At 39.5% G+C, this 24,810-nt stretch carries 24 protein-coding genes; 18 read left to right on the top strand and 6 right to left on the bottom strand.

All coding sequences use genetic code 11. The features are described from left to right. Positions 1-158 precede the first annotated feature (158 nt). From gatC to gatB, 3 genes are read left to right on the top strand one after another with little or no spacing between them, the layout of a single operon-like run. On the top strand, positions 159-464 hold the full coding sequence (gatC, locus tag B4H39_RS09320) for an Asp-tRNA(Asn)/Glu-tRNA(Gln) amidotransferase subunit GatC (protein ID WP_202229606.1): 306 nt from the start codon (positions 159-161) through the stop codon (positions 462-464). Further along, positions 464-1,936, top strand: coding sequence for an Asp-tRNA(Asn)/Glu-tRNA(Gln) amidotransferase subunit GatA (gene gatA / locus B4H39_RS09315; RefSeq protein ID WP_251420380.1), 1,473 nt, complete (start codon positions 464-466; stop codon positions 1,934-1,936). Before gatC ends, gatA begins: the two co-directional genes overlap by 1 nt. 1 nt (position 1,937) lies before the next feature. Beyond that, complete coding sequence (gatB, locus tag B4H39_RS09310; RefSeq protein WP_251420377.1) at positions 1,938-3,371, top strand: Asp-tRNA(Asn)/Glu-tRNA(Gln) amidotransferase subunit GatB; 1,434 nt, start codon at positions 1,938-1,940, stop codon at positions 3,369-3,371. A 14-nt stretch (positions 3,372-3,385) separates the two neighbouring features. Here the strand turns inward: gatB and B4H39_RS09305 are convergent, their stop codons facing one another. Beyond that, entirely contained in the window at positions 3,386-4,741 is a 1,356-nt protein-coding gene (locus B4H39_RS09305) for an MATE family efflux transporter (RefSeq protein ID WP_251420375.1), read from the bottom strand. A 131-nt stretch (positions 4,742-4,872) separates the two neighbouring features. After that, positions 4,873-5,070, bottom strand: coding sequence for a cold-shock protein (locus B4H39_RS09300; RefSeq protein ID WP_003135240.1), 198 nt, complete (start codon positions 5,068-5,070; stop codon positions 4,873-4,875). Positions 5,071-5,182: 112 nt separating this feature from the next. Here B4H39_RS09300 and B4H39_RS09295 point away from each other — a divergent pair, with 112 nt between their 5' ends. From B4H39_RS09295 to B4H39_RS09230, 14 genes are all read left to right on the top strand, one after another. Then, positions 5,183-5,701 carry a 5-formyltetrahydrofolate cyclo-ligase gene (locus B4H39_RS09295; protein ID WP_251420373.1) on the top strand — a complete coding sequence of 173 codons (519 nt, stop codon included), beginning with the start codon at positions 5,183-5,185 and terminating at the stop codon, positions 5,699-5,701. After that, positions 5,691-6,383 carry a rhomboid family intramembrane serine protease gene (locus B4H39_RS09290; protein ID WP_271327882.1) on the top strand — a complete coding sequence of 231 codons (693 nt, stop codon included), beginning with the start codon at positions 5,691-5,693 and terminating at the stop codon, positions 6,381-6,383. The genes B4H39_RS09295 and B4H39_RS09290 overlap by 11 nt, the downstream gene beginning before the upstream one ends. A 36-nt stretch (positions 6,384-6,419) precedes the next feature. Continuing rightward, entirely contained in the window at positions 6,420-6,872 is a 453-nt protein-coding gene (locus tag B4H39_RS09285; RefSeq protein WP_202229618.1) for a dUTP diphosphatase, read from the top strand. Positions 6,873-7,291: 419 nt separating this feature from the next. After that, on the top strand, positions 7,292-7,900 hold the full coding sequence (locus B4H39_RS09280; protein WP_202229620.1) for a YutD family protein: 609 nt from the start codon (positions 7,292-7,294) through the stop codon (positions 7,898-7,900). A gap of 89 nt (positions 7,901-7,989) precedes the next feature. Continuing rightward, a complete protein-coding gene (gene rlmN / locus B4H39_RS09275; protein ID WP_202229622.1) occupies positions 7,990-9,060 on the top strand; it encodes a 23S rRNA (adenine(2503)-C(2))-methyltransferase RlmN in 1,071 nt (356 codons plus the stop codon). 210 nt (positions 9,061-9,270) lie between these two features. Further along, positions 9,271-10,500 (top strand): arginine deiminase, encoded by a 1,230-nt coding sequence (gene arcA, locus B4H39_RS09270; RefSeq protein WP_202229624.1) that lies wholly within the window; start codon positions 9,271-9,273, stop codon positions 10,498-10,500. 136 nt (positions 10,501-10,636) lie between these two features. Beyond that, positions 10,637-11,680: an ornithine carbamoyltransferase gene (gene argF, locus B4H39_RS09265; protein ID WP_202229626.1), complete on the top strand. Its 1,044-nt coding sequence runs from the start codon at positions 10,637-10,639 to the stop codon at positions 11,678-11,680. 201 nt (positions 11,681-11,881) lie between these two features. Continuing rightward, positions 11,882-13,345 (top strand): basic amino acid/polyamine antiporter, encoded by a 1,464-nt coding sequence (locus B4H39_RS09260; RefSeq protein WP_202229628.1) that lies wholly within the window; start codon positions 11,882-11,884, stop codon positions 13,343-13,345. A gap of 95 nt (positions 13,346-13,440) precedes the next feature. Beyond that, the gene (gene arcC / locus B4H39_RS09255) at positions 13,441-14,391 is read left to right on the top strand and encodes a carbamate kinase (RefSeq protein ID WP_202229630.1); all 951 of its coding nucleotides are present in this window, start codon (positions 13,441-13,443) and stop codon (positions 14,389-14,391) included. A 52-nt stretch (positions 14,392-14,443) separates the two neighbouring features. After that, on the top strand, positions 14,444-14,935 hold the full coding sequence (locus tag B4H39_RS09250; RefSeq protein WP_251420368.1) for a prolyl-tRNA synthetase associated domain-containing protein: 492 nt from the start codon (positions 14,444-14,446) through the stop codon (positions 14,933-14,935). Positions 14,936-14,953: 18 nt separating this feature from the next. Then, entirely contained in the window at positions 14,954-16,084 is a 1,131-nt protein-coding gene (locus B4H39_RS09245) for an aminotransferase (RefSeq protein ID WP_202229632.1), read from the top strand. Between the two features lie 77 nt (positions 16,085-16,161). Then, entirely contained in the window at positions 16,162-16,773 is a 612-nt protein-coding gene (locus tag B4H39_RS09240) for a nitroreductase family protein (protein WP_251420366.1), read from the top strand. 106 nt (positions 16,774-16,879) lie between these two features. Continuing rightward, the gene (locus tag B4H39_RS09235; protein ID WP_202229636.1) at positions 16,880-17,860 is read left to right on the top strand and encodes a polyprenyl synthetase family protein; all 981 of its coding nucleotides are present in this window, start codon (positions 16,880-16,882) and stop codon (positions 17,858-17,860) included. Positions 17,861-17,862: 2 nt separating this feature from the next. Continuing rightward, positions 17,863-18,765 carry a prenyltransferase gene (locus tag B4H39_RS09230; protein ID WP_202229638.1) on the top strand — a complete coding sequence of 301 codons (903 nt, stop codon included), beginning with the start codon at positions 17,863-17,865 and terminating at the stop codon, positions 18,763-18,765. Positions 18,766-19,011: 246 nt separating this feature from the next. On the opposite strand, the gene feoB is transcribed toward B4H39_RS09230, so the two are convergent. From feoB to B4H39_RS09210, 4 genes are all read right to left on the bottom strand, one after another. Beyond that, positions 19,012-21,117 (bottom strand): ferrous iron transport protein B, encoded by a 2,106-nt coding sequence (gene feoB, locus B4H39_RS09225; RefSeq protein WP_251420363.1) that lies wholly within the window; start codon positions 21,115-21,117, stop codon positions 19,012-19,014. Next, a complete protein-coding gene (locus B4H39_RS09220) occupies positions 21,118-21,591 on the bottom strand; it encodes a FeoA family protein (protein WP_202229642.1) in 474 nt (157 codons plus the stop codon). A 272-nt stretch (positions 21,592-21,863) separates the two neighbouring features. Next, a complete protein-coding gene (locus B4H39_RS09215; protein ID WP_251420360.1) occupies positions 21,864-23,534 on the bottom strand; it encodes a DAK2 domain-containing protein in 1,671 nt (556 codons plus the stop codon). Then, a complete protein-coding gene (locus tag B4H39_RS09210; RefSeq protein ID WP_202229754.1) occupies positions 23,534-23,896 on the bottom strand; it encodes an Asp23/Gls24 family envelope stress response protein in 363 nt (120 codons plus the stop codon). The genes B4H39_RS09215 and B4H39_RS09210 overlap by 1 nt, the downstream gene beginning before the upstream one ends. A gap of 320 nt (positions 23,897-24,216) precedes the next feature. On the opposite strand from B4H39_RS09210, the gene B4H39_RS09205 reads away from it, so the two are divergent. After that, entirely contained in the window at positions 24,217-24,603 is a 387-nt protein-coding gene (locus B4H39_RS09205) for a RidA family protein (protein ID WP_251420358.1), read from the top strand. Positions 24,604-24,810 lie beyond the last annotated feature (207 nt).

Below are 24,810 nucleotides of genomic sequence, written 5' to 3'. Positions count from 1 at the left end.
AACCGCAGGAAAGCGGTTCCTTTTTAATGGGCCAGTTGTGCAGTAAAAATAACTTTATGAAGCATTGTGAAAATGGGCAGTAAAGCCTAGCTGTATCAGTTTTTTTAGAAATTTGCTATAATTGAGAATGAAAATCTTTAATAGTTAGGGAAAATAACATGAGCAAGATTACAAAAGAGCAAGTGGAGCATGTGGCAGCATTGTCAAAGCTCAAATTTGAGGAAGACGAAATTGATGCTGTGACGAATCAGTTGGGTAAAATCATTGAAATGGTTGAACAGCTGGAGGAAGTAAATACAGAAAATGTAGAGTTTACGATGAGCGTTGCGGACAACTTAAACCGCATGCGTGAAGATATTGCTGTAGCAGGTGATAATCGTGACGAACTCATGCGAAATGTACCTACGAAACAAGACGGCTATATTAAGGTACCTGCGATGTTGACTGATGGAGGTGATGCGTAATGGCATTGAATGATAAAACAATTAAAGAGTTGCATGACCTCTTAGTCAAAAAGGAAATCTCTGCTGTTGAATTAACACGTGCGACCTTGGAAGATGTGCATGCACGTGAAGCAGCGGTGGGAAGTTTTATCTCCGTTTTAGATGAAGAAGCATTAGCACAAGCAGCTGCCATTGATGCGCGTGGGATTGATGCAACAAAACTCACAGACGGTATTCCCTTAGCAGTTAAAGACAATATTGTGACTAAAAATATTGAAACTACTGCAGCAAGCAAGATTTTATCAGGGTTTATTCCGCCTTATGATGCGACTGTCGTTGAAAAACTTTATGACAATGGCATGATTATTATTGGTAAAGCAAACATGGATGAATTTGCAATGGGAGGCTCAGGGGAAACATCCTTCGTAAAACCGACTCGTAATGCATGGGATCAAACAAAAGTTCCTGGAGGTTCATCTTCGGGATCAGCCAGTGCTGTTGCAAGTGGACAGGTCCGCCTGTCATTAGGCTCAGATACGGGCGGTTCGATTCGTCAGCCGGCTTCTTTCAGTGGTATCGTGGGTCTGAAACCAACTTATGGACGTGTGTCTCGTTATGGTTTGATTGCTTTTTCTAGTTCACTTGACCAAATTGGTCCGTTTTCAGCCACTGTTGAAGAAAATGCACAACTTTTAAATGTTATCTCTGGTAGTGATACCAAGGATGCTACAAGTTCAGAGCTTGCTGTACCTGATTTCACCTCAAAAATTGGTCAAGACATCAAAGGAATGAAGATTGCTTTGCCTAAAGAGTATTTTGGCGAAGGGATTGACCCAGCAGTTAAAGAGCAAATTATGGCGGCAGCGAAACACTTAGAATCTTTAGGGGCTATTGTTGAAGAGGTGAGCTTGCCACATAGTAAGTATGGGGTAGCTGTTTACTACATCATTGCTTCTTCAGAAGCCAGCTCAAACCTGCAACGTTTCGATGGTATCCGCTATGGTTATCGTGCAGAGCATATCGAAAATCTTGAGGATGTCTATGTGAAATCACGTTCAGAAGGCTTTGGCGATGAGGTCAAACGCCGTATCATGCTGGGGACATTTAGTCTTTCTGCAGGTGCCTACGATAAGCACTTTAAAAAGGCTGGACAAGTGCGTACACTGATTATTGAAGACTTTAATAAAGTATTTGCGGATTATGATTTGATTCTTGGCCCAACGGCTCCAACAGTTGCCTTTGGCTTCGATGAAAAATCAAAAGATCCTGTTCAAATGTATCTCTCAGATATCCTCACAATTCCGGTCAACCTTGCGGGATTACCAGGGATTTCGATTCCAGCAGGCTATGTTGAAGGTCTACCTGTTGGGATGCAATTGATTGGTAAGCGTTACGATGAAGAAACAATTTATCAAGTCGCAGCAGCATTTGAAGCAACGACAGATTACCATAAGAAAAAACCAATTATCTTTACAGAAGGAGGGGCAAAATAAGATGAACTTTGAAGCAGTCATTGGACTTGAAGTCCACGTTGAGCTAAACACGAACTCAAAAATTTACAGCCCAACTCCAGCTGAATTTGGTTCTGAACCAAATGTGAATACCAATGTTATTGATTGGGCAATGCCAGGTGTTTTGCCGACTTTGAATAAAGGCGTTGTCGTTGCAGGGATGAAAGCTTCTCTTGCCATGAATATGTCAATTCAAAAGAGTATGCATTTTGATCGTAAAAATTATTTTTACCCTGATAATCCTAAAGCTTACCAAATTTCGCAAGCGGATGAACCTATCGGTTACAATGGCTCTATTGAAATTGAACTTGAAGACGGTACAAAATCGACTATACGTATTGAGCGAGCGCATATTGAAGAAGATGCCGGTAAAAATACGCATGGAACAGATGGCTACTCTTATGTTGACTTGAACCGTCAAGGGGTGCCATTGATTGAGATTGTTTCTGAGCCAGATATGCGCAGTGCCGACGAAGCCTATGCTTATTTGACCGCCTTACGTGAGTTGATTCTCTACACAGGTATTTCTGATGTGAAGATGGAAGAAGGCTCAATGCGTTGTGACGCCAATATTTCATTGCGTCCTTATGGTCAAGAAGAGTTTGGTGTTAAAACAGAAGTGAAAAACATGAACTCTTTCAGTAATGTGAAGAAAGCCTTAGCCTTCGAAATTGAGCGTCAAGCGAAGATTCTTCGTTCTGGTGGCGAAATTCGTCAAGAAACACGCCGTTTTGATGATAAAACAGGTGAAACTATCTTGATGCGTGTTAAAGAGGGGGCTTCGGATTACCGTTATTTCCCTGAGCCAGATTTGCCACGTATTGAAATTTCTGAAGCTTGGGTTGACGAAGTTCGTGCAGAACTTCCTGAGTTCGCAGCAGCGCGTCGTGTGCGTTATGTAGAGGAAATGGGCCTCAGTGAATATGATGCACGCCAGTTGACAACTTCAAAAGATGTCTCTGACTTCTTTGAAGCAGCTGTTAAATGTGGTGGTGATGCCAAATTGGTATCCAACTGGCTTCAAGGAGAAGTTGCACAATACTTGAACACAGCACATTTGGAACTTAAAGATATTCAATTAACCCCAGAAAATCTTACAGAAATGTTGCGTCTGATTGCGGATGGGACAATTTCATCTAAAATTGCGAAGAAAGTCTTCCTCGAATTAGCTAAAAATGGCGGCTCAGCAGAAGCTTTTGTTAAAAAGGCCGGCTTGGTTCAAATCTCTGATCCAGCTGTACTCTTGCCAATTATTCATGAAGTCTTTGCTAAAAATGAACAATCTGTTGCGGATTATCGTGGAGGTAAGGAAAATGCAGCTAAAGCTTTAGTTGGTCAGCTCATGAAAGCTACAAAAGGACAAGCTAATCCGACAGTAGCGCAAAAACTGCTCTATCAAGAATTGGATAAAGACTAATATAAAAAAATCGTTCAAGGAAGAACGATTTTTTCTTGTGTGTTTTCTCGGTTAAAGCGACGGACCATCCGAATAGTTGTGGGGATTAAAATAGCGGTTGATCCCATCCAAGCAGCAGGATTAGATGAAATAATCACGGTATAATTTAAGAGATTAACACCGATGATAGCCACTGCAGCACGCATGACTAACTCTGCCACACCACAAATCGTCGGAATGCGCGCATTGCCCAATCCCTGTAGTGTTGAGCGCGTGACAAAGAGAATAGCAAGTAGCCAGTAGAAGCCACCATTTACAATATAATAATGTCTAGCCATATCGATAACAGCAGTTTGGTTTGGTGAGATAAAAGCAGTAGTGAAGTAGTAGTTCAAGCTTACTAAAAGAATGGCAAAGCCAATCGCCCAAGAAACAGCAATGAGTAGAGCTTGGAAAAGCCCTTGATTTATTCGTCGATATTGTTTTGCACCATAGTTTTGGGCTCCAAAGGTAGCCATGGCAAGCCCAATCGACATCATTGGCAGCATCGCGATTTGATCAATCTTAGAAACAATAGCTTGAGTGGCGACAGCATTTGTTCCCATAGTGTTAAGTGCTACTTGAAGCGTAATAGAGCCAATGGCGATAATACTAGATTGAAATCCCATGGGGATGCTTAAGCGCGCATGTGTACGTATTTCTTGTGCATTGTAAGCAAGGAGTTTGCGATTAAGATGTAACTCAGGCACCTTGCGTTTAATGTGTAAAACCAGATAGAGTACAGAGATACATTGGGCCAAAATCGTAGCTGCACTTGCCCCTGCTAAGCCTAAATGGAGAACGAGGATTGCGAAATACTCAAAGCTTATATTTAAAATACTGGCGACGATAAGTGCATAGAGTGGTGTCTTGGAATCACCTAAGGCACGGAGCGCATTTGAATAATAAGCATATAGTGTGGTCGCTGTAAGTCCACCTAGCATAATACTCAAAAAAGTATGTGCACCTTCGTAAATCTCAGCAGGAGTTTGCATAAGTTGGAGTAATTGCCCCACAAATAGGACCGATAAGACACTGAGCAAGAGCGAGATAGCTATCGTAAAATACAGCCCTGTCACAAAGGACTTTTTGACAGCATGTGCATCTTTGGCACCAAAGCGTTGCGCAGTAATAATCGTGAGTCCAGCGGTCATGCCCTGAGCAAAACCAACAATTAAAAAGTTGATGGAGCCTGTAGCCCCTACAGAAGCAAGGGCATTTTTCCCTAAAGTTTGACCAACGATTAGTGTATCTGCAGTATTATAGAGCACTTGAAAAAAGTTTCCCAAGAGCAAGGGGAGGGTGAAGGTAATTAAACCTTTGAGGATGTTTCCTTTTGTTAAATCTTTCATAATATTCCTAAATTCTTTGCTTTATACATTGTAAACTTTTTATATGTATTAAACAATAGTCTATCTGTCTTTTTTAGAATATCTTAATTTAGAATAAAAGAAAAGCACCTCAAGGGTGCCAAGAATTAGAATTATTTAGTAACGTTGATTGCTTGAGGTCCGCGTGGACCTTCTTCAAGATCAAAGTTCACTTTTTGACCTTCATCAAGTGTTTTGAAGCCATCAGTTTGAATAGCTGAGAAGTGTACAAACACATCGTTGCCTTCTTCAGTTGTAATGAAGCCAAAACCTTTAGTGGCGTTAAACCATTTTACAGTTCCTTGTGCCATTTGAATACATCCTTTCTTTAGTTTGGTAAATCTTATCGTCGGAAAGCGTGTAACAAAAAAGCACAAACGTTAACTTGAAAAAAACTTACAGCTTTATGATACCATATAAAGTATGGAAAAGAAAGCGCTAATTCGCCAAGAGATGATAAATTTACTGAAAAGTTTTGATCTTGCTGATAAAAGCTACCAAAGTCGGAAAATTATTGAAAAATTTCTTGCTTCTGAACAATGGAGAACAGCAAAAGTCGTTGCGCTCTACATGCCGCAGGAATTTGAATTTGATTTGAAAACTCTTTTTGAACAAAAGGATAAACAAATAGTTATACCCAAGACTTTGCCCAATCGTCACATGATGTTCGTAAAATACAATAAAAATGACTTAGAACGCACAAAATTTGGTATACTAGAACCTAAGTCGAACCAAGAAATTGTTCCTGATTTGATTTTAGTCCCAGGTTTGGCTTGGAATAAAGAGGGATATCGTATTGGTTTTGGGGCAGGATATTATGACCGTTATCTGGCGCATTTTTCTGGTCAGACTGCAAGTCTATATTATGATTTCCAGCAAAAAGACTTTAACCCAGAAACTCATGATATACGCATAGGAGACACATTTACTTATGAACATTGACATGATAAAAAAAGACTTTATGAAGCATAAAGCAACTTATGTTTTATCACTTTTAACAACGATGGTTTGGCTTTACCAATTCTTACGCTATGGTTTAGCTGCAACCTCGGCAATTAATCTTTTTAATACCGGTGCATTATTTCCACCAGCCATTTTGGTTGATCCGACTCAATTATGGCGACTGGTTACACCAATCTTTGTCCATATCGGATGGACGCACTTTCTGATGAATACTCTGACACTCTTTTTTATTGGACGTCAGGTTGAAGCTGTATTTGGTAGCCTTAATTTCAGTTTGATATATATTCTTTCAGGAATTTTTGGGAATGCGGCAACCTTTATTTTTTCACCAAACTCCTTATCTGCGGGCGCTTCAACCTCTATCTTTGGTCTTTTTGCAGCGATTGCAGGAATTGGCTTTTTTACTGGACATCCTTTGCTCAAACAGATTGGAAAGACTTTCACTGTTCTCATTGCCATCAATCTCTTTTTCAATTTGTTTAATTTAAGTACAGTAAACATTTGGTCCCATCTCGGTGGTGCGGTAGGAGGCCTGCTTTTGGCGCCTGTATTTCCACCTAAGTATTTTAAAAATTCTGTACCGATGCAGAATCGCATTTTATCGGGGGTAACAGTTGTGATTCTTTTTATGGTATTTCTTATTTTACCATTCATAAAATAGGTCCCCCAAAATTGAAAAAAGTAATGAGGAAGAGCTATGAAAACACGTGGATTTGAAATTGTAAGTAAATATGAAAATGCTGGACTTGAATTGCCAGTACGCGCAACGAAACAAGCTGCAGGTTATGACCTGTCTGTGGCCGAAAAGCTTGTTATACAGCCGGGGGAAATCAAGTTAGTACCAACAGGACTTAAAGCCTATATGCAAGCTGGAGAGGTGCTCTATCTTTACGATCGTTCATCAAATCCACGCAAAAAAGGTTTGATTCTGATTAATTCAGTTGGTGTTATTGACGGTGATTATTATAATAATCCAAGTAATGAAGGCGAGATATTTGCTCAGATGAAGAACATCACTGAGTCAGAAGTTGTTTTGGAAAAGGGAGAAAGAATTGTTCAAGCGGTCTTTATGCCTTTCTTAGTTGCTGATGGCGATGAGGAAACACTTAAGACCACACGTACAGGCGGTTTTGGCTCCACAGGTCACTAATGAAGAGGCTCAAAAGCTATCGATTGGAGATAGAGTTTTTGTGTTATAATGGTAAAATGGATTTGTTGTGCAATATTTGCTTGAAAGACTTACACTCGTAACTGGAAAAGTTTTCAGCCATCGAGCGTTTTTTTGCGGAAAAATCAAAAAGTTATCCGTCTGTGCCAAATCTTGATGCCTTGCTCAAGTATAAGCAAGTTCCTTTTGCTAAAGGCTTAAAAAATATAAGAGCTAGCTGGTGATAATAGTTTAACTTCTGATTGGAGACAGTGAGTCAGAGGCAGGATAAAAAGAAAGACAAAGAGAAGTATTGAAGGTACTTTCGCTAGGATATCCGTAAGGGGAAGTCAAGTAGAGTTGTTTTTTCTATGTTTAAATAAATAAAACGAGAGAATAAAAAAAACAGAAAGGAAGATAGCGTGCCAAAAGAAGTTGATGAATCAAAATTAAATTATAATCGTTTTCCCGGTGAGCATGTGATTTCCAATGGTGATATTGTAAAAGTAGGCGGGAAGACTTTTCATTTGGTCTACAATTACCGTGAGGGGTTTGATGCTGAAAAGTTAGAACAGCGTTTCAGTGATATTTTCGATAAATATGATTATATTGTTGGTGACTGGGGCTTCGAACAGCTGCGATTAAAAGGTTTCTTTTCAACCAGTAGAAAAAAAATGCAGTCTGAAAATAAAATAGATCGATTAGAAGACTATATTAATGAATACTGTAATTATGGTTGCGCCTATTTTGTTTTGCGACGTGTACGTTCACAAGATGAAGCATACACATCTGAACGTGTGTTTGAAGATAAACCGCGTCATCCAAAATTTGATAGGCTTCGTCAGCGGAATAATCGAAGTAAAGATCGAAACAGTCAGAAAAAACAGAAGAAAAATGAGAAAAAATATTTTGAAATTCGCGATAAATCAACGAAAATCAACAGTAAAATGAATGAAAATGAGAAAAATGACAAAGTTTCTCATTCTAAATCTAATTTTATAATGCGCGAACGCTCAAAAACAATAAAATAGACAAATATCAAAAAGTGTCTAAAAAACTATTGAATAATATACATAAAAAATGGATTAAGGACTGATTTGCTAAAAATATCGGAGATATAATGGAAAAACAAACAATTTATGGCTTAACACGTGATCAGCTGATTGACTGGGCAATCGAAAATGGTGAAAAAAAATTTCGGGCTACACAAGTATGGGATTGGCTTTATAGAAAACGTGTTCAAACTTTTGAGGAAATGACAAACTTATCGAAGGATTTTATTGCGAAGCTAAAGGCGCACTTTATCATGAATCCTTTGGAACAAGTGGTCGTCCAAGAGTCAGAAGATGGGACGGTTAAATACCTTTTCATGTTACCAGACAAAATGATGATTGAAACTGTCTTGATGCGCCAATCTTATGGTTTATCTGTATGTGTGACTACACAAGTTGGCTGCAATATGGGCTGTACTTTTTGCGCCTCTGGTATTCTGAAAAAAGAGCGTGATGTCACAGCTGGGGAGATTGTTGCGCAAATTATGCTGGTTCAAAAATATTTTGACGAAAAAGGTCAAGATGAACGTGTATCCCATGTTGTTGTTATGGGAATTGGTGAACCTTTTGACAACTATGTAAACTTGATGAACTTTTTACGCATAATCAATGATGACAATGGTTTGGCTATCGGAGCCCGCCATATCACAGTGTCAACTTGTGGTTTCATGCCTGCTAAGATCAAAGAATTTGCTAATGAAAATTTACAAGTGAACTTGGCTATTTCTTTACATGCACCAAATAATGCACTGCGTACAAGCTTTATGCGTATTACACGTAATGCTCCCTTGGAGAAACTTTTTGAAGCTATTGATTACTATACTGAGACGACCAATCGTCGTGTAACTTATGAGTACATCATGCTTTCAGGAGAAAATGACACGCCTGAGATTGCTCAAGAATTGGCTGATTTGCTAAAACCAAGAAAGAAACTTGCTTATGTCAACTTGATTCCTTACAATCCAGTTGCAGAGCACATCAGATATGAACGCTCAACACAGGGTGATACGGCGAAATTTTATGATGTTCTTAAGAAAAATGGAATCAACTGTGTAGTGCGTCAAGAGCATGGTACAGACATTGATGCTGCCTGTGGACAACTCAGAAGTAAACAGATTAGAAAAAAAGAAGAAAATTAAATAAAAATAAAAAGGAACCGCTTGCTGCCCTTAACCGTGCTATTGCTGGTTTCTTTTTGTATATTTATTATTAATTATAAAATGAAAGCGCATTATTATAATGAACGTTGATTTGCATTTAAAAAAAGATTAAACTATAATAAAGGTGTTGGAAGCGCTTTTACAATTTTTAATTTATAATAGATTTACTTAAGAAAGGATGCTTATCTCATGGAAAAAGCAATCAATGTCAACTCAGAAATCGGGAAACTTAAATCAGTTCTCCTTCATCGTCCAGGTGCTGAAGTAGAAAACATCACACCAGACACAATGCATCAGCTTTTGTTTGATGATATCCCTTACCTAAAGATTGCACAGAAGGAACACGATTTCTTTGCACAAACATTGCGTGATAACGGTGCAGAAACAGTCTATATCGAAGACCTTGCTGCAGATGTTTTCCAAACGGAAAGTGTTAAAAAAGACTTCTTGGCACGTCTCTTGCACGAGGCTGGCTATCGTCCAGGGCGTACACTTGATGGCTTGACAGAGTATTTGACAAGTATGGATACAAAAGCAATGGTTGATAAAATCTATGCAGGTGTTCGTAAAAACGAATTGGACCTTCAACGTACAGTACTTAGTGACATGGCTGGTTCTGATGCTGAAAATCATTTTTACCTCAATCCATTGCCAAACGCCTACTTTACACGTGACCCGCAAGCATCTATGGGTGTAGGGATGACTATCAATAAAATGACTTTCCCAGCACGTCAACCTGAATCTTTGATTACAGAGTACGTTATGGCACATCACCCACGCTTTAAAGATACTCCAATCTGGCGTGACCGCAACCATACAACACGTATCGAAGGCGGGGACGAACTAGTTCTTAACAAACATACTGTGGCAATCGGTGTTTCTGAGCGTACTTCATCTAAGACGATTCAAGCATTGGCTAAAGAGCTTTTCGCAAACCCATTGTCAACCTTTGACACTGTACTTGCAGTTGAAATTCCACATAACCACGCAATGATGCACTTGGACACTGTATTTACAATGATTAATCACGATCAGTTTACAGTATTCCCAGGAATCTTTGACGGCTCTGGAAATATCAATGCCTTCATCTTGCGTCCAGGTAAGGATGGTGAGGTTGAAATTGAACACTTAACAGATCTCAAAGCTGCACTTAAGAAAGTATTAGACTTGTCAGAACTTGACTTGATTGAATGCGGCAATGGTGACCCTATTGTTGCACCACGTGAACAATGGAATGACGGTTCAAATACATTGGCAATCGCTCCGGGTGAAATTGTCACTTATGACCGTAACTATGTCACTATCGAATTGCTCAAAGAACATGGTGTCAAAGTTCATGAAATTCTTTCAAGTGAGTTAGCACGTGGACGTGGTGGAGCACGTTGTATGTCTCAACCGCTATGGCGTGAAGATATCTAAAACAGTTCACTTAAAACTGCTTGGTTTACAGACACTGTCAATAAGCTTGACAGTTCTCGAACTCAAAACTCCAAGCAGATGCCATTATAATCTTATTTCAAAAAACAAAAAAATATTTAATTGAGGAGAAAAATAAATGCAAACACCAAAAATCAATTCAGTTTTCCAAGGACGTTCATTTTTAGCAGAAAAAGACTTTACACCTGCAGAAATTCAATACCTTATTGATTTCGCTATCCATTTGAAAGCTTTGAAGAAAAATAACATTCCGCACCACTACCTAGAAGGAAAAAATATCGCCTTGCTTTTTGCCAAAACTTCTACACGTACACGTGCAGCTTTCACCACTGCGGCGATTGACCTTGGTGCGCACCCTGAATATCTCGGTAAGGACGATATCCAACTTGGTATTAAAGAATCTACTGAAGACACAGCACGTGTTCTGGGGTCAATGTTTGATGCGATTGAACGTCGTGGTTTCTCACAAAAAGAAGTGGAAGACTTGGCAAAATACTCAGGTGTTCCTGTATGGAATGGTTTGACTGATGATTGGCATCCAACTCAAATGATTGCCGACTATATGACAATCAAGGAAGAATTTGGCTACCTTAAAGGTCTTAAACTTGCTTATGTTGGTGATGGACGCAACAACATGGCCAACTCTCTAATCGTAACAGGTGCAATGCTTGGCGTTAGCGTAACTATCGTGGCGCCTGAATCACTCCAACCATCAGAAGAAGTTATGGAAATCGCGCGCAAATTTGCAGCTGAATCAGGTGCAAAACCAGAAACAACTGCAGATATCGAAGCAGGGGTTAAAGGCGCAAACATTATCTACTCCGACGTATGGGTATCTATGGGTGAGTCAAACTGGGAAGAACGTGTTGAGCTCCTCACTCCATACCGTGTCACAATGGATATGATGAAATTGACTGGAACTCCAGATGAAGAACTCATCTTCATGCACTGCTTGCCAGCTTTCCACGATACTGAAACTGAATATGGTAAAGAAATCAAAGAAGAATATGGCTTGACTGAAATGGAAGTCACTGACGAAGTGTTCCGCTCTAAATACGCCCGTCAATTTGAGGAAGCTGAAAACCGTATGCACTCAATTAAAGCAATTATGGCAGCAACTTTGGGTAATCTCTTCATTCCAGATGTGCCAAGTATCAAATAATTGGTGTTGAATTTGATTTTTTCCGGATTTGACAGACTTTCCACTTTCGCTGATGCCAGTGGGAAGTTTGCACAAATCTGGAAAAAATATTTTAAGCTCCCTCTATAACTCTTGTTTTGAAAAGGTCAGATCCCAAATATATTATCATCGTGTTGAAGACTTTTTTAAAGCATATGACTTTATGAAAAAATAGGTAGTAATATGGAAGTAGAAAATAAAAAAGGAATTGGGCTCATGGCCCTTGTAGCCATTATTGTTTCAGGAGCAATTGGTGGTGGGGTATTCAACCTCTCAAATGATTTAGCTCGTGGCGCTACACCAGGTGGTGTTGTTATTTCGTGGCTCTTTATCGGTTTTGGTATTTTAATGCTCGTTTTGAGCTTGAACTATCTTGTAGTAAATAAGCCTGAACTTTCAGGTGTTTCAGACTATGCTCGCGCAGGATTTGGTGATTTTGCTGGCTTCTTATCAGGATGGGGGTATTGGTTGTCTGCTTGGGCAGGTAACGTTGCCTTTGCTGTATTGATGATGACCTCGGTCAATTATTTCTTTCCTGGGGTCTTTGCCAACGATGACGGTTCTTTAACTGTTTTATCAGTAATTGTTGTTTCTGTTGTCTCATGGGCTTTAACAGCACTTGTTATTCGTGGTGTCGAAGGAGCAGCAGTTATTAATGCTATCGTTCTCATCGCAAAATTAATCCCAATCGTAATTTTTGCAGTTGTTGCTATTGTCATGTTCAAAGCGGGAATTTTCACAGAGCATTTTTGGCAAAATGTAGCGATTAATGCAGATGGTTCAGCGGCCTTTACAAATATGACAGCATCAGGCTTAGTAGAACAAATTCAAAATTCTCTGATGGTCATGATTTGGGTCTTCGTTGGTATTGAAGGCGCTGCGATGATGGGTGACCGTGCCAAGAAAAAATCAGATGCAGGTAAAGCCTCCATTATTGGTTTACTTACCCTGTTAGTTATCTATATCTTGCTCTCACTCTTGCCATACGGTTATTTGGATCAAGCAACATTGGCAAGCATACCACAACCAGGTATGGTTGGAATCCTACGTGAAATGGTTGGCCCTTGGGGCGGGAATTTGATGGCTATTGGCTTGATTATCTCACTTCTCGGTGCTTGGTTGTCTTGGACAATGCTTCCGGTGGAGGCGACTTCTCAACTGGCTTCACAAAAACTTTTACCTGCATGGTTTGGGAAAGAAAATAAGGCTGGTGCACCTGTCAATTCATTATTGTTGACTCAAGGTTTTGTACAACTCTTTATTATCATTACCTACTTTGCCTCAGATGCCTATAATGTATTTGTATATCTTTGTACGGCTGTAATCATGGTCTGCTACGCTTTGGTAGGTGCCTACATGTTTAAAGTTGGTTTAGTGGAAAAATCACCGAGAAATATCTTAATAGGTTTCTTCGCTATGGCCTTCCAGATTGTTGCCCTTTATCTGAGCGGTTGGGAATTTGTATGGATGTCCGCTATCCTTTACGTTGTTGGCTTTGTTCTCTATATTCGCGCGAAACGAGAAAATAACAGAAGTATTTCTTCAAGAGAATGGTTTGCCATCATTGTGTTCACACTTGCAGCTTTACTAGCTCTTTATGGACTTCTTGCCAATCAATTTGGTTTAAGAGAGTTGCTCGGTATTTAAGAATAAAAAAGATGAAATTTTTGATTAATCAGAAATTTTATTCTTTGATGCGCAAAGTAAGCGCTTAAATAATAAGAAATAGGAGAAAATAATTTATGGTTAGACGTATTGTAGTTGCTCTTGGTGGTAATGCTATTTTGACAAATGATCCGACAGCAAAAGCACAACAAGAAGCCTTGGAAGTTACAGCAAGTCAATTGATTCCACTTATCAAAAACAACGATGTAGAAATCATTGTCACTCATGGGAACGGACCACAGGTTGGAAATTTGCTCTTACAACAATTGGGATCAGACAGTGAAAAAAATCCAGCTATGCCTTTAGACACAGCAGTTGCTATGACTCAAGGACAAATCGGTTACTGGATGAGTCAGGCTTTCACTAAGGCTCTACTTAAGGAAGGTTTAGGACATATCCCAGTTGCCTCAGTTGTAACCCGCGTTGTTGTTGATGGCAATGATCCAGCCTTTGAAAACCCAACAAAACCTATTGGACCGTTTTATGATGAAGTGCAGATGAATAAGATGCAGGAACAATATCCAGATTGGAAATTTGTTGAAGATTCGGGCCGTGGCTATCGCCGTGTTGTAGCAAGTCCAAAACCTGAGCGTATCGTCGAAGCAGAAGCAATTAAGCCTCTATTAGATGCTGCAGTTTTGACAACAGTATCAGGCGGCGGTGGTATTCCTGTAGTTGCCAATGAAGATGGGACATACACAGGTGTGGAAGCTGTTATCGACAAAGACTTCTCAGCCGCTAAACTTGCAGAACTCGTTGACGGTGATGAACTGGTTATCTTGACAGGTGTTGACAATGTTTTCGTCAATTACAACAAACCTGATCAAAAGAAATTGGAAAAGGTTACCTTGTCTGAGATTGGGGCCTACTTGGAAGAAGGACAATTCGCTGCAGGTTCTATGAAGCCAAAAGTTGAAGCAGCCATGGCTTTTGTAGAACGTACAGGACGTGCTGCAACGATTACCTCACTTGAAAATCTTGAAGATTTCTTGGCAAATGGTTCAGGGACAACAATTGTTGCGGATTAAAATGTGAAAGGCTGCGTTTACGTGGCCTTTTTCCTATGATTTGGAGGAGCCAATGAGAAATTTTAGAGAAGTAGAAGAGCTGATGGCCAAACTAAAAATTCCATATCAAATAGTGGAACATCCAGCAAGTTATTCTACAGAAGAATCAGATAAATATATCGAAGGACATGAAGGGTGTAGGTCGAAAACTTTAGTTTTGGCCAATAAAAAGTCCACGCAATTCTATATGGTTATTATGGATGACAGTAAGCGAGTGGAGATGAACAAGCTTGGGGAGGTACTTGGAGTAAATCGCCTGCATTTTGCATCAGAAGAACGCTTAGAAAGCATGTTGGGGCTCCAACCAGGGATTGTTTCTATTTATGGTTTGGTTGATAATAAAATGGATAATATGCACGTTTACTTTGATCGAGAAATGCTTGAGGAGCATGACATTATGACTTTTCATCCAAATGACAATACAAAGACAATATTCTTTCCTATGGAAGATTGCTTTAAAATACTGGAGTCACAAGGATATACTTATGCTATAATTGATTTTTGAGATATGGAGGAGTAGCTTATGAAAATAAATGGTTTTGGAGTTGAAGAATGGCTTAATGTGTGGGAAAAGTCAGCAGTATATGATATTGCACAGTCAACGATTTCATCTATGACCCTGCAAGAGATATTAGATTTAGAAGCGGATAAGGGGCAAGGCTTTATGTCGGCTCTTATGCAGGAGAAATTCAATTATGGCTGGATTGAGGGGTCTCCTGAATTTAAAAAAGAAGTGGCTAAACTTTATACTGATGTTCCTGCAGAAAATATCTTAGCAACAAATGGAGCAACTGGTGCAAATCATCTCGTACTGTATAGCCTGATTGAGCCGGGGGATCATGTTATTGCAGAATACCCAAGCTATCAGCAGCTCTATGATATTCCTCGGTCTTTGGGAGCAGAAGTTGATTTCTGGCAGATCTATGAGCGTGAAAATTGGTACCCTCGTCTAGAAGAGTTACGCCAGATGATGCGACCAAACACCAAGATGATTTGTCTGAATAATGCCAACAACCCCACAGGAACGACATTAAACCGTGCATTTTTGCAAGAAGTAGTAGACTTGGCTAAGACGGTTGGTGCTTATGTATTAGTTGATGAAGTTTATTTACCATTAGATGACTCAGAGGACTATGTACCCATTGCTGACTTGTATGAGAAAGGGATTTCCACCAATTCTTTGTCTAAAACTTACTCTGTTCCAGGTGTGCGCCTGGGCTGGGTAGCAACTCAGGACGAAAAACTGACCGATGTGTTTCGGAAATATAGGGATTATACAATGATTTGCTGTGGCGTTTTTGATGATGCCTTGGGAACTTTGGTTTTAAAGCATCGGGACAAAGTTCTTGCACGTAATAAAGCAATTGTAAATAAGAACCTCGAAATCTTGCGTGAGTGGGTTGAAAATGAACCCTTGGTTTCAATGATATATCCAAAGTCTGTTTCGACAAGCTTTGTAAAATTTGAAGAATTGGATCCAGAAAAAACGGAAGAATTTTGCATAGAATTACTAAAAAGCAAGGGAGTTCTTTTAGTTCCGGGAAATAGGTTTGACTTACCGGGCTATGCAAGATTAGGGTATTGTACAAACGAAGCGACCTTACGCGAGGGCTTAGCTGCTTTATCTCAATTTTTGCGAGAATATGACAAATAAGATAATAAGAGGCTTTGAGCCTCTTTTTCTATACCAAAAATTTCCAAATTTGGTACAATAATGAAAGGAGGATTTCCATGGATTTTGTAAAAATTAATAAAGAACGCCACGCTGTAAAAACATTTGACGGTAAAAAAATACCGACAGTAGATGTGAAACAGATTATCTCTGCTGCGAGCTTAGCACCTTCTGCGCATAACATCCAACCTTGGCATTTTGTGATTATAGAAAGTCAGCAGAAGCGTCAAGCGCTTTTATCAGAAGTTAAGGGAAAGAATGGGCAGCAGGTTAAAGAAGCGGGAGCTGTTATTGCTATTTTTAGTGATACAAATCTTTCAGAACGCTCAAGCGAAATTGCTCGCATAGGAGCTGGAGAACTTGACAGCGAGCAATTGCAACGTTTTAATAGTCGTTATCCACAAATGTTTGAAAGCATGGATGAGCTGATGGAGGCAAGCTACCTATCCTTGAATATAGGCTTTGTGACAATGAATCTCATGTATGCTATCAAAAATAGAGGGTATGAAGGAAATGTCATTCTTGGTTTTGATCGTACAGAGCGTGTGAACGAAATTCTTGAAGTTGATAAACGTTATCGTCCAGAACTGCTGGTTGTCCTTGGAACATCAGAGTCTAAAGGTGAAGCAAGTTATCGCTTGCCACAGCAAAACATTATTGAGATTCGTTAAGCATTTGTAAGAAAAACTGGAGTCGTTTATATCGAAATCTAAGGTGAAATTTGCTAGAATAATAGAGACATAAAAATGATAGATATATTAGGGAGCGAAGGAAAAAGTGCTAGATTTTTGGCAGGACTATCCTGAAATTAGAGGAAAACTTATCGCAGTACAGACTTTGATGGCGGAACGTTTGTCAGTAAATAATGCAGACATACGTGATGCATTGCAAAAGTTTACGACACGCGGAGGTAAAATGGTTCGTCCAGCGCTTTTTTTTCTATTTTCTGGCTTATTAAAAGAGGGCAACCAAGACGAAGAGCGCTTGCTTAAAATAGCGGCTAGCTTGGAGTTGCTGCACTCAGCGACCTTGATTCATGATGATATCATCGATGATTCGCCTTTACGCCGAGGTTTACCAAGTGTGGAGGCTCAGTTTGGTAAAGATGTTGCTGTGTATACAGGTGATTTTATCTATACAGTGTATTTTGAACTACTTTGCGAGACGATGGCAGACACGCCATTTTTACCTAGAAATGCAAAGTCAATGAAAAAAATACTGCAAGGTGAACTGACTCAAATGCAGTCAGCGTTTAATGCAGATAACAGCATCCGACACTATCTTAAGGCAATAAGCGGTAAAACGGCAGAATTGTTGAGTCTGGCTTGTTTGGAAGGGGCATATTTTTCAGGCGGAGATAAGCAGATGCAACGGTCAGCTCGAAAAATCGGTTTGGCTATCGGTTTGGCCTTCCAAATATATGATGATGTTTTGAACTTTACTGTAGGTTTAGAGGAGGCTGATAAGCCTATACTGACGGACTTTAGACAGGGAATCTACACATTGCCTCTGCTTTTAGCAAAAGAGGAAGCACCTGAACAGGTTTTACCCTATCTGGTAGCCTCAGACGGTCTCAGCCGTGAGGAATGTATCCAGTTTTCGCAGTTGGTAGCGGATCTGGGTGGCATTACAGGAAGTTTATTTTTAGCCAAACATCTCACGAACCAAGCGCTTTTAGAAATTGAAAAACTTCCCCAATCTCGTAATCGTGAGATTTTAAAGGAAGTTACTCAAACTTTATTACAAAGAAATTATTAAAAATGAATTTTAAAACATTTGCTGAACTCATTGAGTTGAAAGCTAAAGCAGCCAGCGTTTTTCCTTTTTTATTGGGATTGGCTTACTCACTCTATCATTACCAGACGGCCAACTTCTTCCCTTTGTTCCTCTACTTTATCGCTATGTTCTGTTTCAACTGTTTTGTAGACATATGGGACAATTATAATGACTATCATAAGGCTGTGGACACGGAAGATTATAAGAAAAATACCAATATTATTGGGAGAGAAAATCTGTCTCTTAAGACAATACGTACATTGCTCATGTCCTTCTTTTCTCTCTCCTTGTTATTAGGGTTAATCGTAGCTTGGCTGGTGGGTTGGCCTGTCTTTTGGCTCGGACTCTTTTGCTATTTTGTAGGGATTTTTTACTCTGCAGGTCCGAAACCACTATCAAGTTTACCGGTGGGCGAGTTGGCGAGCGGTTTAACAATGGGCTATTTGATTTTTCTGATTTGTGTATATATTAATACGAGTGCGGTTTTTATCTGGGACTTTGAAAGTTTGGGGTCAACCTTTCTCGTTGCCTTGCCAAGTACATTGCTGATTTCAAACCTGATGTTGGCCAATAATACCTGCGATTTGGAAGAAGACGAAGCCAATCATCGTTACACCATTGTGTATTATATTGGCAGAAAGAATGCGTTGCGCTGGTGGACGATGAGTATCGTTGTAGCTTATATTTCTATTGTTGCTGCTGTTGTTCTAAGATTGATTTCCCCGCTTATGCTGATGCTCTTCTTGCTTTTACCTTTTATCGTAAAACAGGCCAGACCTTACTTACAAAGGCAGGTAAAAAAAGAAACATTCATTATTTCAGTGAAAATCCTGCTCATCTTCTCTTTTACCCAGACAATCTTGATGCTTGTATCTTTAGCTATTTAAACTAATGAAGCAAAAAAAGTTCCATAATAAATCCCACAAGATGTGTCACAGAACCCTAAAAAAGCCTTTCAGTTAAGAAGGCTTTTTTGCTAGTCACAGCACTCTGTTTTCGCTGATGTTTCCAGTGCAGAAACACCTTTGACGGGACAGGTTGTTGTGGCACAATCATCGCACGCTCCTTTACCACGGACTGTTTTGCGAATAGAAAAGAAGGTGGCGGTTAAAATAATAACTAAAAGAATACTACTAGCTAAGTTCAAGAGAATGTTCCTCCTTATTTAGTGTAATTTTTGGTTTACGGAAAATGAGATAACTTCCAAAAATCATGAGAAGTAGCGCAGATAAAGTGCTGATATTAAAGGTTTTTTCAAGGACGGAAAAACCGATCTGATAAATAATGAAACTCATACTATATGCAATAGCCGTTTGAAAGCCAACAGCGCGTAAAGTCCATTTTACGTCACCCATTTCCTTATAAATAGCAGATATAGCAGCGATACATGGTGCACATAAAAGATTAAAGACAAGTAAAGAGTAAGCTGCAAGAGAGGTATAACTGCTTTGTAAAGCTGTCCAAATGGCTCTGCCATTATTTTCTGCATCTGCACCCTGCGCATACAATTGACTCATCGTCCCAACGATGGTTTCCTTTGCGATAAGGCCGGTCAAGGTTGCGACAGTTGCTTTCCACTCTCCGAAGCCCAGAGGAGCAAAGATAATACTCAAGTAACCTCCTAATGTGGCCAATATTGATTCCCCCGGTTCAACTTGCGCCAAGGTAAAACTATAATTGGACAAGAACCAAAGACAGACATTAAGGGCAAATATAATAGTTCCAGCACGTTTAATAAAGCTGAGACCACGGTCAAAAGCATACTTTAAGACTGTAGGAAAATGAGGCAGATGATAAGTAGGGAGTTCCATAATGAAGGCAGAGGTATCACCAGCAAACATTTTGGTCTTTTTTAATATGATTCCTGAAAGGATAATCATCGCCATGCCTAAAAAGTAGGCACTAGGAGCTACCCAACTGGTGGAGTGAAAAAATGCGCCAGAAACCAAAGCAATAATCGGCAATTTTGCCGAACAAGGCATAAAGGTTGTGACCATAATCGTGATTTTTCGATCACGCTCCTGTTCAATTGTGCGCGTGGCCATGATTCCAGGAACGCCACATCCAGAAGAAATTAACATTGGGATGAAGGATTTTCCAGATAAACCAAACCGTCTAAAGATGCGGTCCATGACAAATGCCACACGTGCCATATATCCTGAATCTTCAAGAAAGCCCAATAAAAGAAAGAGAATAAAAATTTGGGGGACAAAACCTAAAATAGCTCCAATTCCGGCAAGGACACCGTCGAGGAGAAGTGACTGTACCCAAGGAACAATAGCCCAATAGTCCATCATTTGACGAAGCGTGTTGGGCAGAAAACTGCCAAAAAAATTATCATTTAACCAATCACTGGCAGGTGTACCAATAACTTGAATAGCCAAGAAGTAGACCAACCACATGACAAAGATAAAAATAGGGAGCCCCAACCATTTATTGGTGACGATACTGTCTATCCTATCCGTTAGGTTAAGGCGCCCGTTACTATTACTTGTAACGACAAGGCCTACAATTTGTCCGATTAAATCATAACGTTCATTGACGATGATAGATTCATGATCATCTCCCATTATTTTCTCGGTTATTGCAACAATATCATTCAATTCTTTTCTTTGAGTATCACTAAGACTTTCTAAAGCTAAGGTATCCCCTTCAAAGAGTTTGATTTGTTCAAAACGATTCTCTGCATGAGGGCAAATTTGTCCAATCTCTGCTAAGGCACTTTCAAGACGGTGGTCGTAGTCCAGAGGGTGAATCTCCAAAGGCTGGCAAGCAATCCGTATAACCTCATCCAAGCCACGATTTTTTAGAGCACTTGTGGGTACAACAGGTACCCCCAACATATAAGAGAGTTTTTCTTTGTCTATCTTCTTTCCTTGATATTCCAGTAAATCACTCATGTTTAGAGCAATAACTATAGGAATGTTAAACTCCATAAGCTGTAATGTAAGGTAGAGAGAACGCTCCAAATTAGTAGCATCTATAATATTAAGGAGAATATCTGGTGGGGTTTCTCTAAGATAGTTCCGTGTAACCTGCTCTTCCAAGGTATAAGGTGAGAGTGAATAAGTTCCAGGAAGGTCTTGAATAGCAATGGTTTTGTCTTTTTTATAACGCCCAGTTTTACATTCTACTGTGACACCAGGCCAGTTTCCGACTTGTTGATTGCTTCCGGTCAATATGTTGAAAATACTGGTTTTTCCACTATTGGGATTTCCGATTAAGGCAATTTTGGTCATCTATATTTCCTCTTGATTGGGGATTACTATTTTTATCTTTTCGGCATCAATTTTTCGTAAAGAGAGAGCATAACCTCGGAGATGAAGTTCCATAGGATCGCCTAGAGGGGCAAGCTTATGAACGGTAATGTGCGTACCGCGTGTAATGCCCATATCCATTAAGCGGCGTTTCATTTCTCCTTGACAGTCAATAAAGCGAACGACTCCGGTCTGCCCAGTAGTCAAGGATGAAAGAGAAGATAAGTTCTCTTCGGATTGTTCATTTTTAATCACAATATCTTGCAAGTAGAAGTTACTTAAGGCTAGGCGCGTGTCACCGATTTTTAAAAGAGCATTTTCTCCATCAAGAGAAAGTAGGACGATTTCTTTATCTGATGAAAAACCAAGTTCCCGTAATTTTCCAGCATGTGCGGATTTTAAAATTTTATCGATGTAATATATTTGACCAATTCGGGCTGTATTCAGTGTTTTCATGCGGGCTCCTTCAGCGAAATGTAAAATACATTTGACATTACACTAAGTATAACACGAATCACTTGTAATTTCGAGGAAATTGTGTATAGAGTTCCGCTGTGGAAAGTTTGTGATACTTTCTTGACCGAGGATGTCGGTGTTTCACGTGAAAACAAATAAAAAAACTTGCCTTAAAACGGAAAGCCTATCTAAATGGTAGTTATGGTATTTTTACCGTATCCATTTTAGCAGGCACTGTTTATCATAATTAAAGGCAAGTTTTTTTATTGGATTTACTCTACAGAGAAGATATAAGGGTAAACAGGCTGTTTTCCTTCATGAATCTCTACCTCGAGTTCAGGATAGCGTTTTTCTAGCTCTTTGGCGATGCGTTCAGCGTTTGATTTTTTACCGTCTTCTCCGATATAGATTGCTGCGATTTCGCTGTCTTCATCAATCATTTTTTCGAAAGAAGCAAAGATGGCATCGTTCATTTTCTTGGTTGAAGCGACGATTTTATTATTGACCATACCGAGAGTATCTTTTTTGTGTATTTCGATACCATCAATATTTGTATCGCGGATGGCTTGTGTCACTGAACCAGATTGTACATCTGCTAGAGCAGCAGTCATGCTTGTTTTGTTATCTTCAATAGATTTTGTTGGGTCAAAGCTGAGTAGAGCGGTGAAACCTTGTGGAATGGTTGCGGTTTCAATCACTTCAACAGGAATATCTGCAACTTCAGCAGCAGATTTAGCTGCCATGAAAATATTTTTGTTATTAGGTAAAATAATTACTTTTTCGGCATTCACAGCATCAATAGCTTTGAGGATGTCCTCTGTTGAAGGGTTCATTGTTTGTCCGCCAGAAACGACGTGTTGGACTCCCATTTCACGGAAAATATCGGCGAGACCTTCTCCCGCAGCAATAGCAATCAATCCCCAGTCAGATTTAGAAGTTGAGGTACTGATGTTGTTTGCTTTTTCCTTTTCAGCAACGCCCTCGTTTTGCAGGCGCATGTTATCTACTTTAACTTTAACGAGGCGACCGTATTTGAGTCCTTCTTGCATCACTAAACCAGGGTCTTCAGTATGCACATGGACTTTTACGATCTCGTCATCATCAACCACTAAGAGCGAATTACCGATCCCCGCCAAGTAGGCTTGGAAATTATCGTGATCATAACTTTCGCGCACTGTTGGTCCTTGACCAAGCTCTACCATAATTTCTGTACAGTAGCCGTATTTGATATCGCTTGTAGAGGCACCAGCCACACTGGTTTCAGCCTCATGTTCAAGGTTAATCATGCGCTCCATAGCGCCCAAACCTTGCTCAGGATTTTCAGGAACAAATTCCCCATTGAGAGCCATCAAGAAGCCTTCATAGATGTAGACTAGACCTTGACCGCCTGAGTCAACAACGCCAACTTCTTTAAGGACAGGAAGCATATCTGGAGTTTTAGCTAAAGCAATCTTAGCTCCTTCAAGGGCAGCTTCCATAACTGCTATAGCATCATCTGTTTCGTTTGTCTTACGGTTTGCGAGCTCGGCAGCACCACGAGAAACAGTCAAGATAGTTCCTTCGACAGGTTTCATAACAGCTTTGTAAGCTACTTCTACACCGCTTTGCAAGGCATTTGCCAAATGGATACCGTCAAGTTCATCGTAATCCTTTGCATATTGTGCAAAGCCACGGAAGATTTGACTAAGGATAACTCCAGAGTTGCCACGTGCGCCCATAAGCAAACCTTTGGAAAGAATTTGAGCAACTTGACCAACAGTTTCGGCTGGTTTTTCAGCAACATCTTTGGCGCCATTTGTGATTGTCATCCCCATATTTGTTCCCGTATCACCGTCTGGGACAGGAAAGACGTTAAGAGAATTGACGTATTCAGCTTGTTCGTTAAGGCGACTTGCTGCCGCCTGAATCATTTCTTGAAATTTACTTGCGTTAATATTTGACACTAGTCTTCAACCACCTTCACATTTTGTACATATACATTGACCTTAGCTGCTGCAATGCCAAGTTGATTTTCCAGATTAAAACGGATACGTTCTTGGATGTTTTTGGCAACTTCGCTAATTTTGACACCATAGCTGACAACGACATAAACACCAATGGTTGTTTGATTATCTGCTGTCGTTACGACAACACCTTTAGAATAGTTTTCTTGTCCGAGGATATTACGGAAGTTGTCTTTCACAGCATTTTTACTTGTCATGCCGACAACGCCGAAAATTTCAGTAGTGCTTGCACCAACAACAGTAGCGATAACGTCTGTTGCAATGTCAACATTACCATGTTGAGTATTAATAGTAACGGTCATTTTCATATGCGTGCTGCTGAATTTCACAGCACTTTCCTCCATAATAATTTATGTATCACTTCATTCTACCATAATTTTGTAAAATAGAACAGTTGTTTTATTGGCTTTTTAGTCACTTTTTCCTGATTAGTGATCTGAGTATCCCTTGTTTTAGGAGAAGGCTTCCAGTAAAATTCTTAAAAGATGATGCGACTTCTTGGGATATATAAACATGAAATATGAAAACCTTTACTTTTTCAGGGAGGTGTAGTATACTATATTTGTTTCTGAGTGTTTCGTTTTTATTAAAAAAGAGACATAAATTACAAGAAGGAGCCGGTATGTTGAAAAGAATTTCAAGTGAAAAATTACCTCAAGCTGTAGGAAGTTATTCCCCAGCCACAGAAGTAGGCAATTTAATTTTTACTTCTGGGCAATTGCCTATCAATGGTAAAACAAATAAAATAGACTTTCCAGATAGTATAGAAGAGCAGACAAAGCAGTCGATGAATAATGTGAAATACATTTTAGAAGATAACAAGTCTTCATTAGAAAACATTGTAAAAACGACAGTTTATTTAAAAAACATCAAAGACTTTGCAAGCTTCGATCAAGTATATAAAAGCTACTTTACAGGAAGTTTTCCTTCCAGAACGGCGTTTGAAGTTGGAGAGTTGCCTATGGGCGCACTTATCGAGATTGAAGTGGTTGCTCAAAAGATAGGGTAAAATGTATAAGAGGCTGGAAAAGAAATAAAATCTTATCTGATTTTAACTAAAACTGCTCAATCACGACATTTTTGTACGTGGCTGAGCGTTTTTAATTTTTTTTATGGTCGTCTCTCCAAGAACAATGTAACAAAACATTATGATAACGTTTCATAAATATTAAGTAACATGTTAAAATATGACGAGAGATACCATTGTATTTGGAGA

The sequence above is a fragment of the Lactococcus sp. UBA7128 genome (genome assembly GCF_002492185.1).
GTDB classification, from domain to species: Bacteria; Bacillota; Bacilli; order Lactobacillales; family Streptococcaceae; genus Lactococcus; species Lactococcus muris.
Note: the sequence above shows the minus strand (reverse complement) of the source record. Positions and strands in the feature narration are given on the sequence as shown.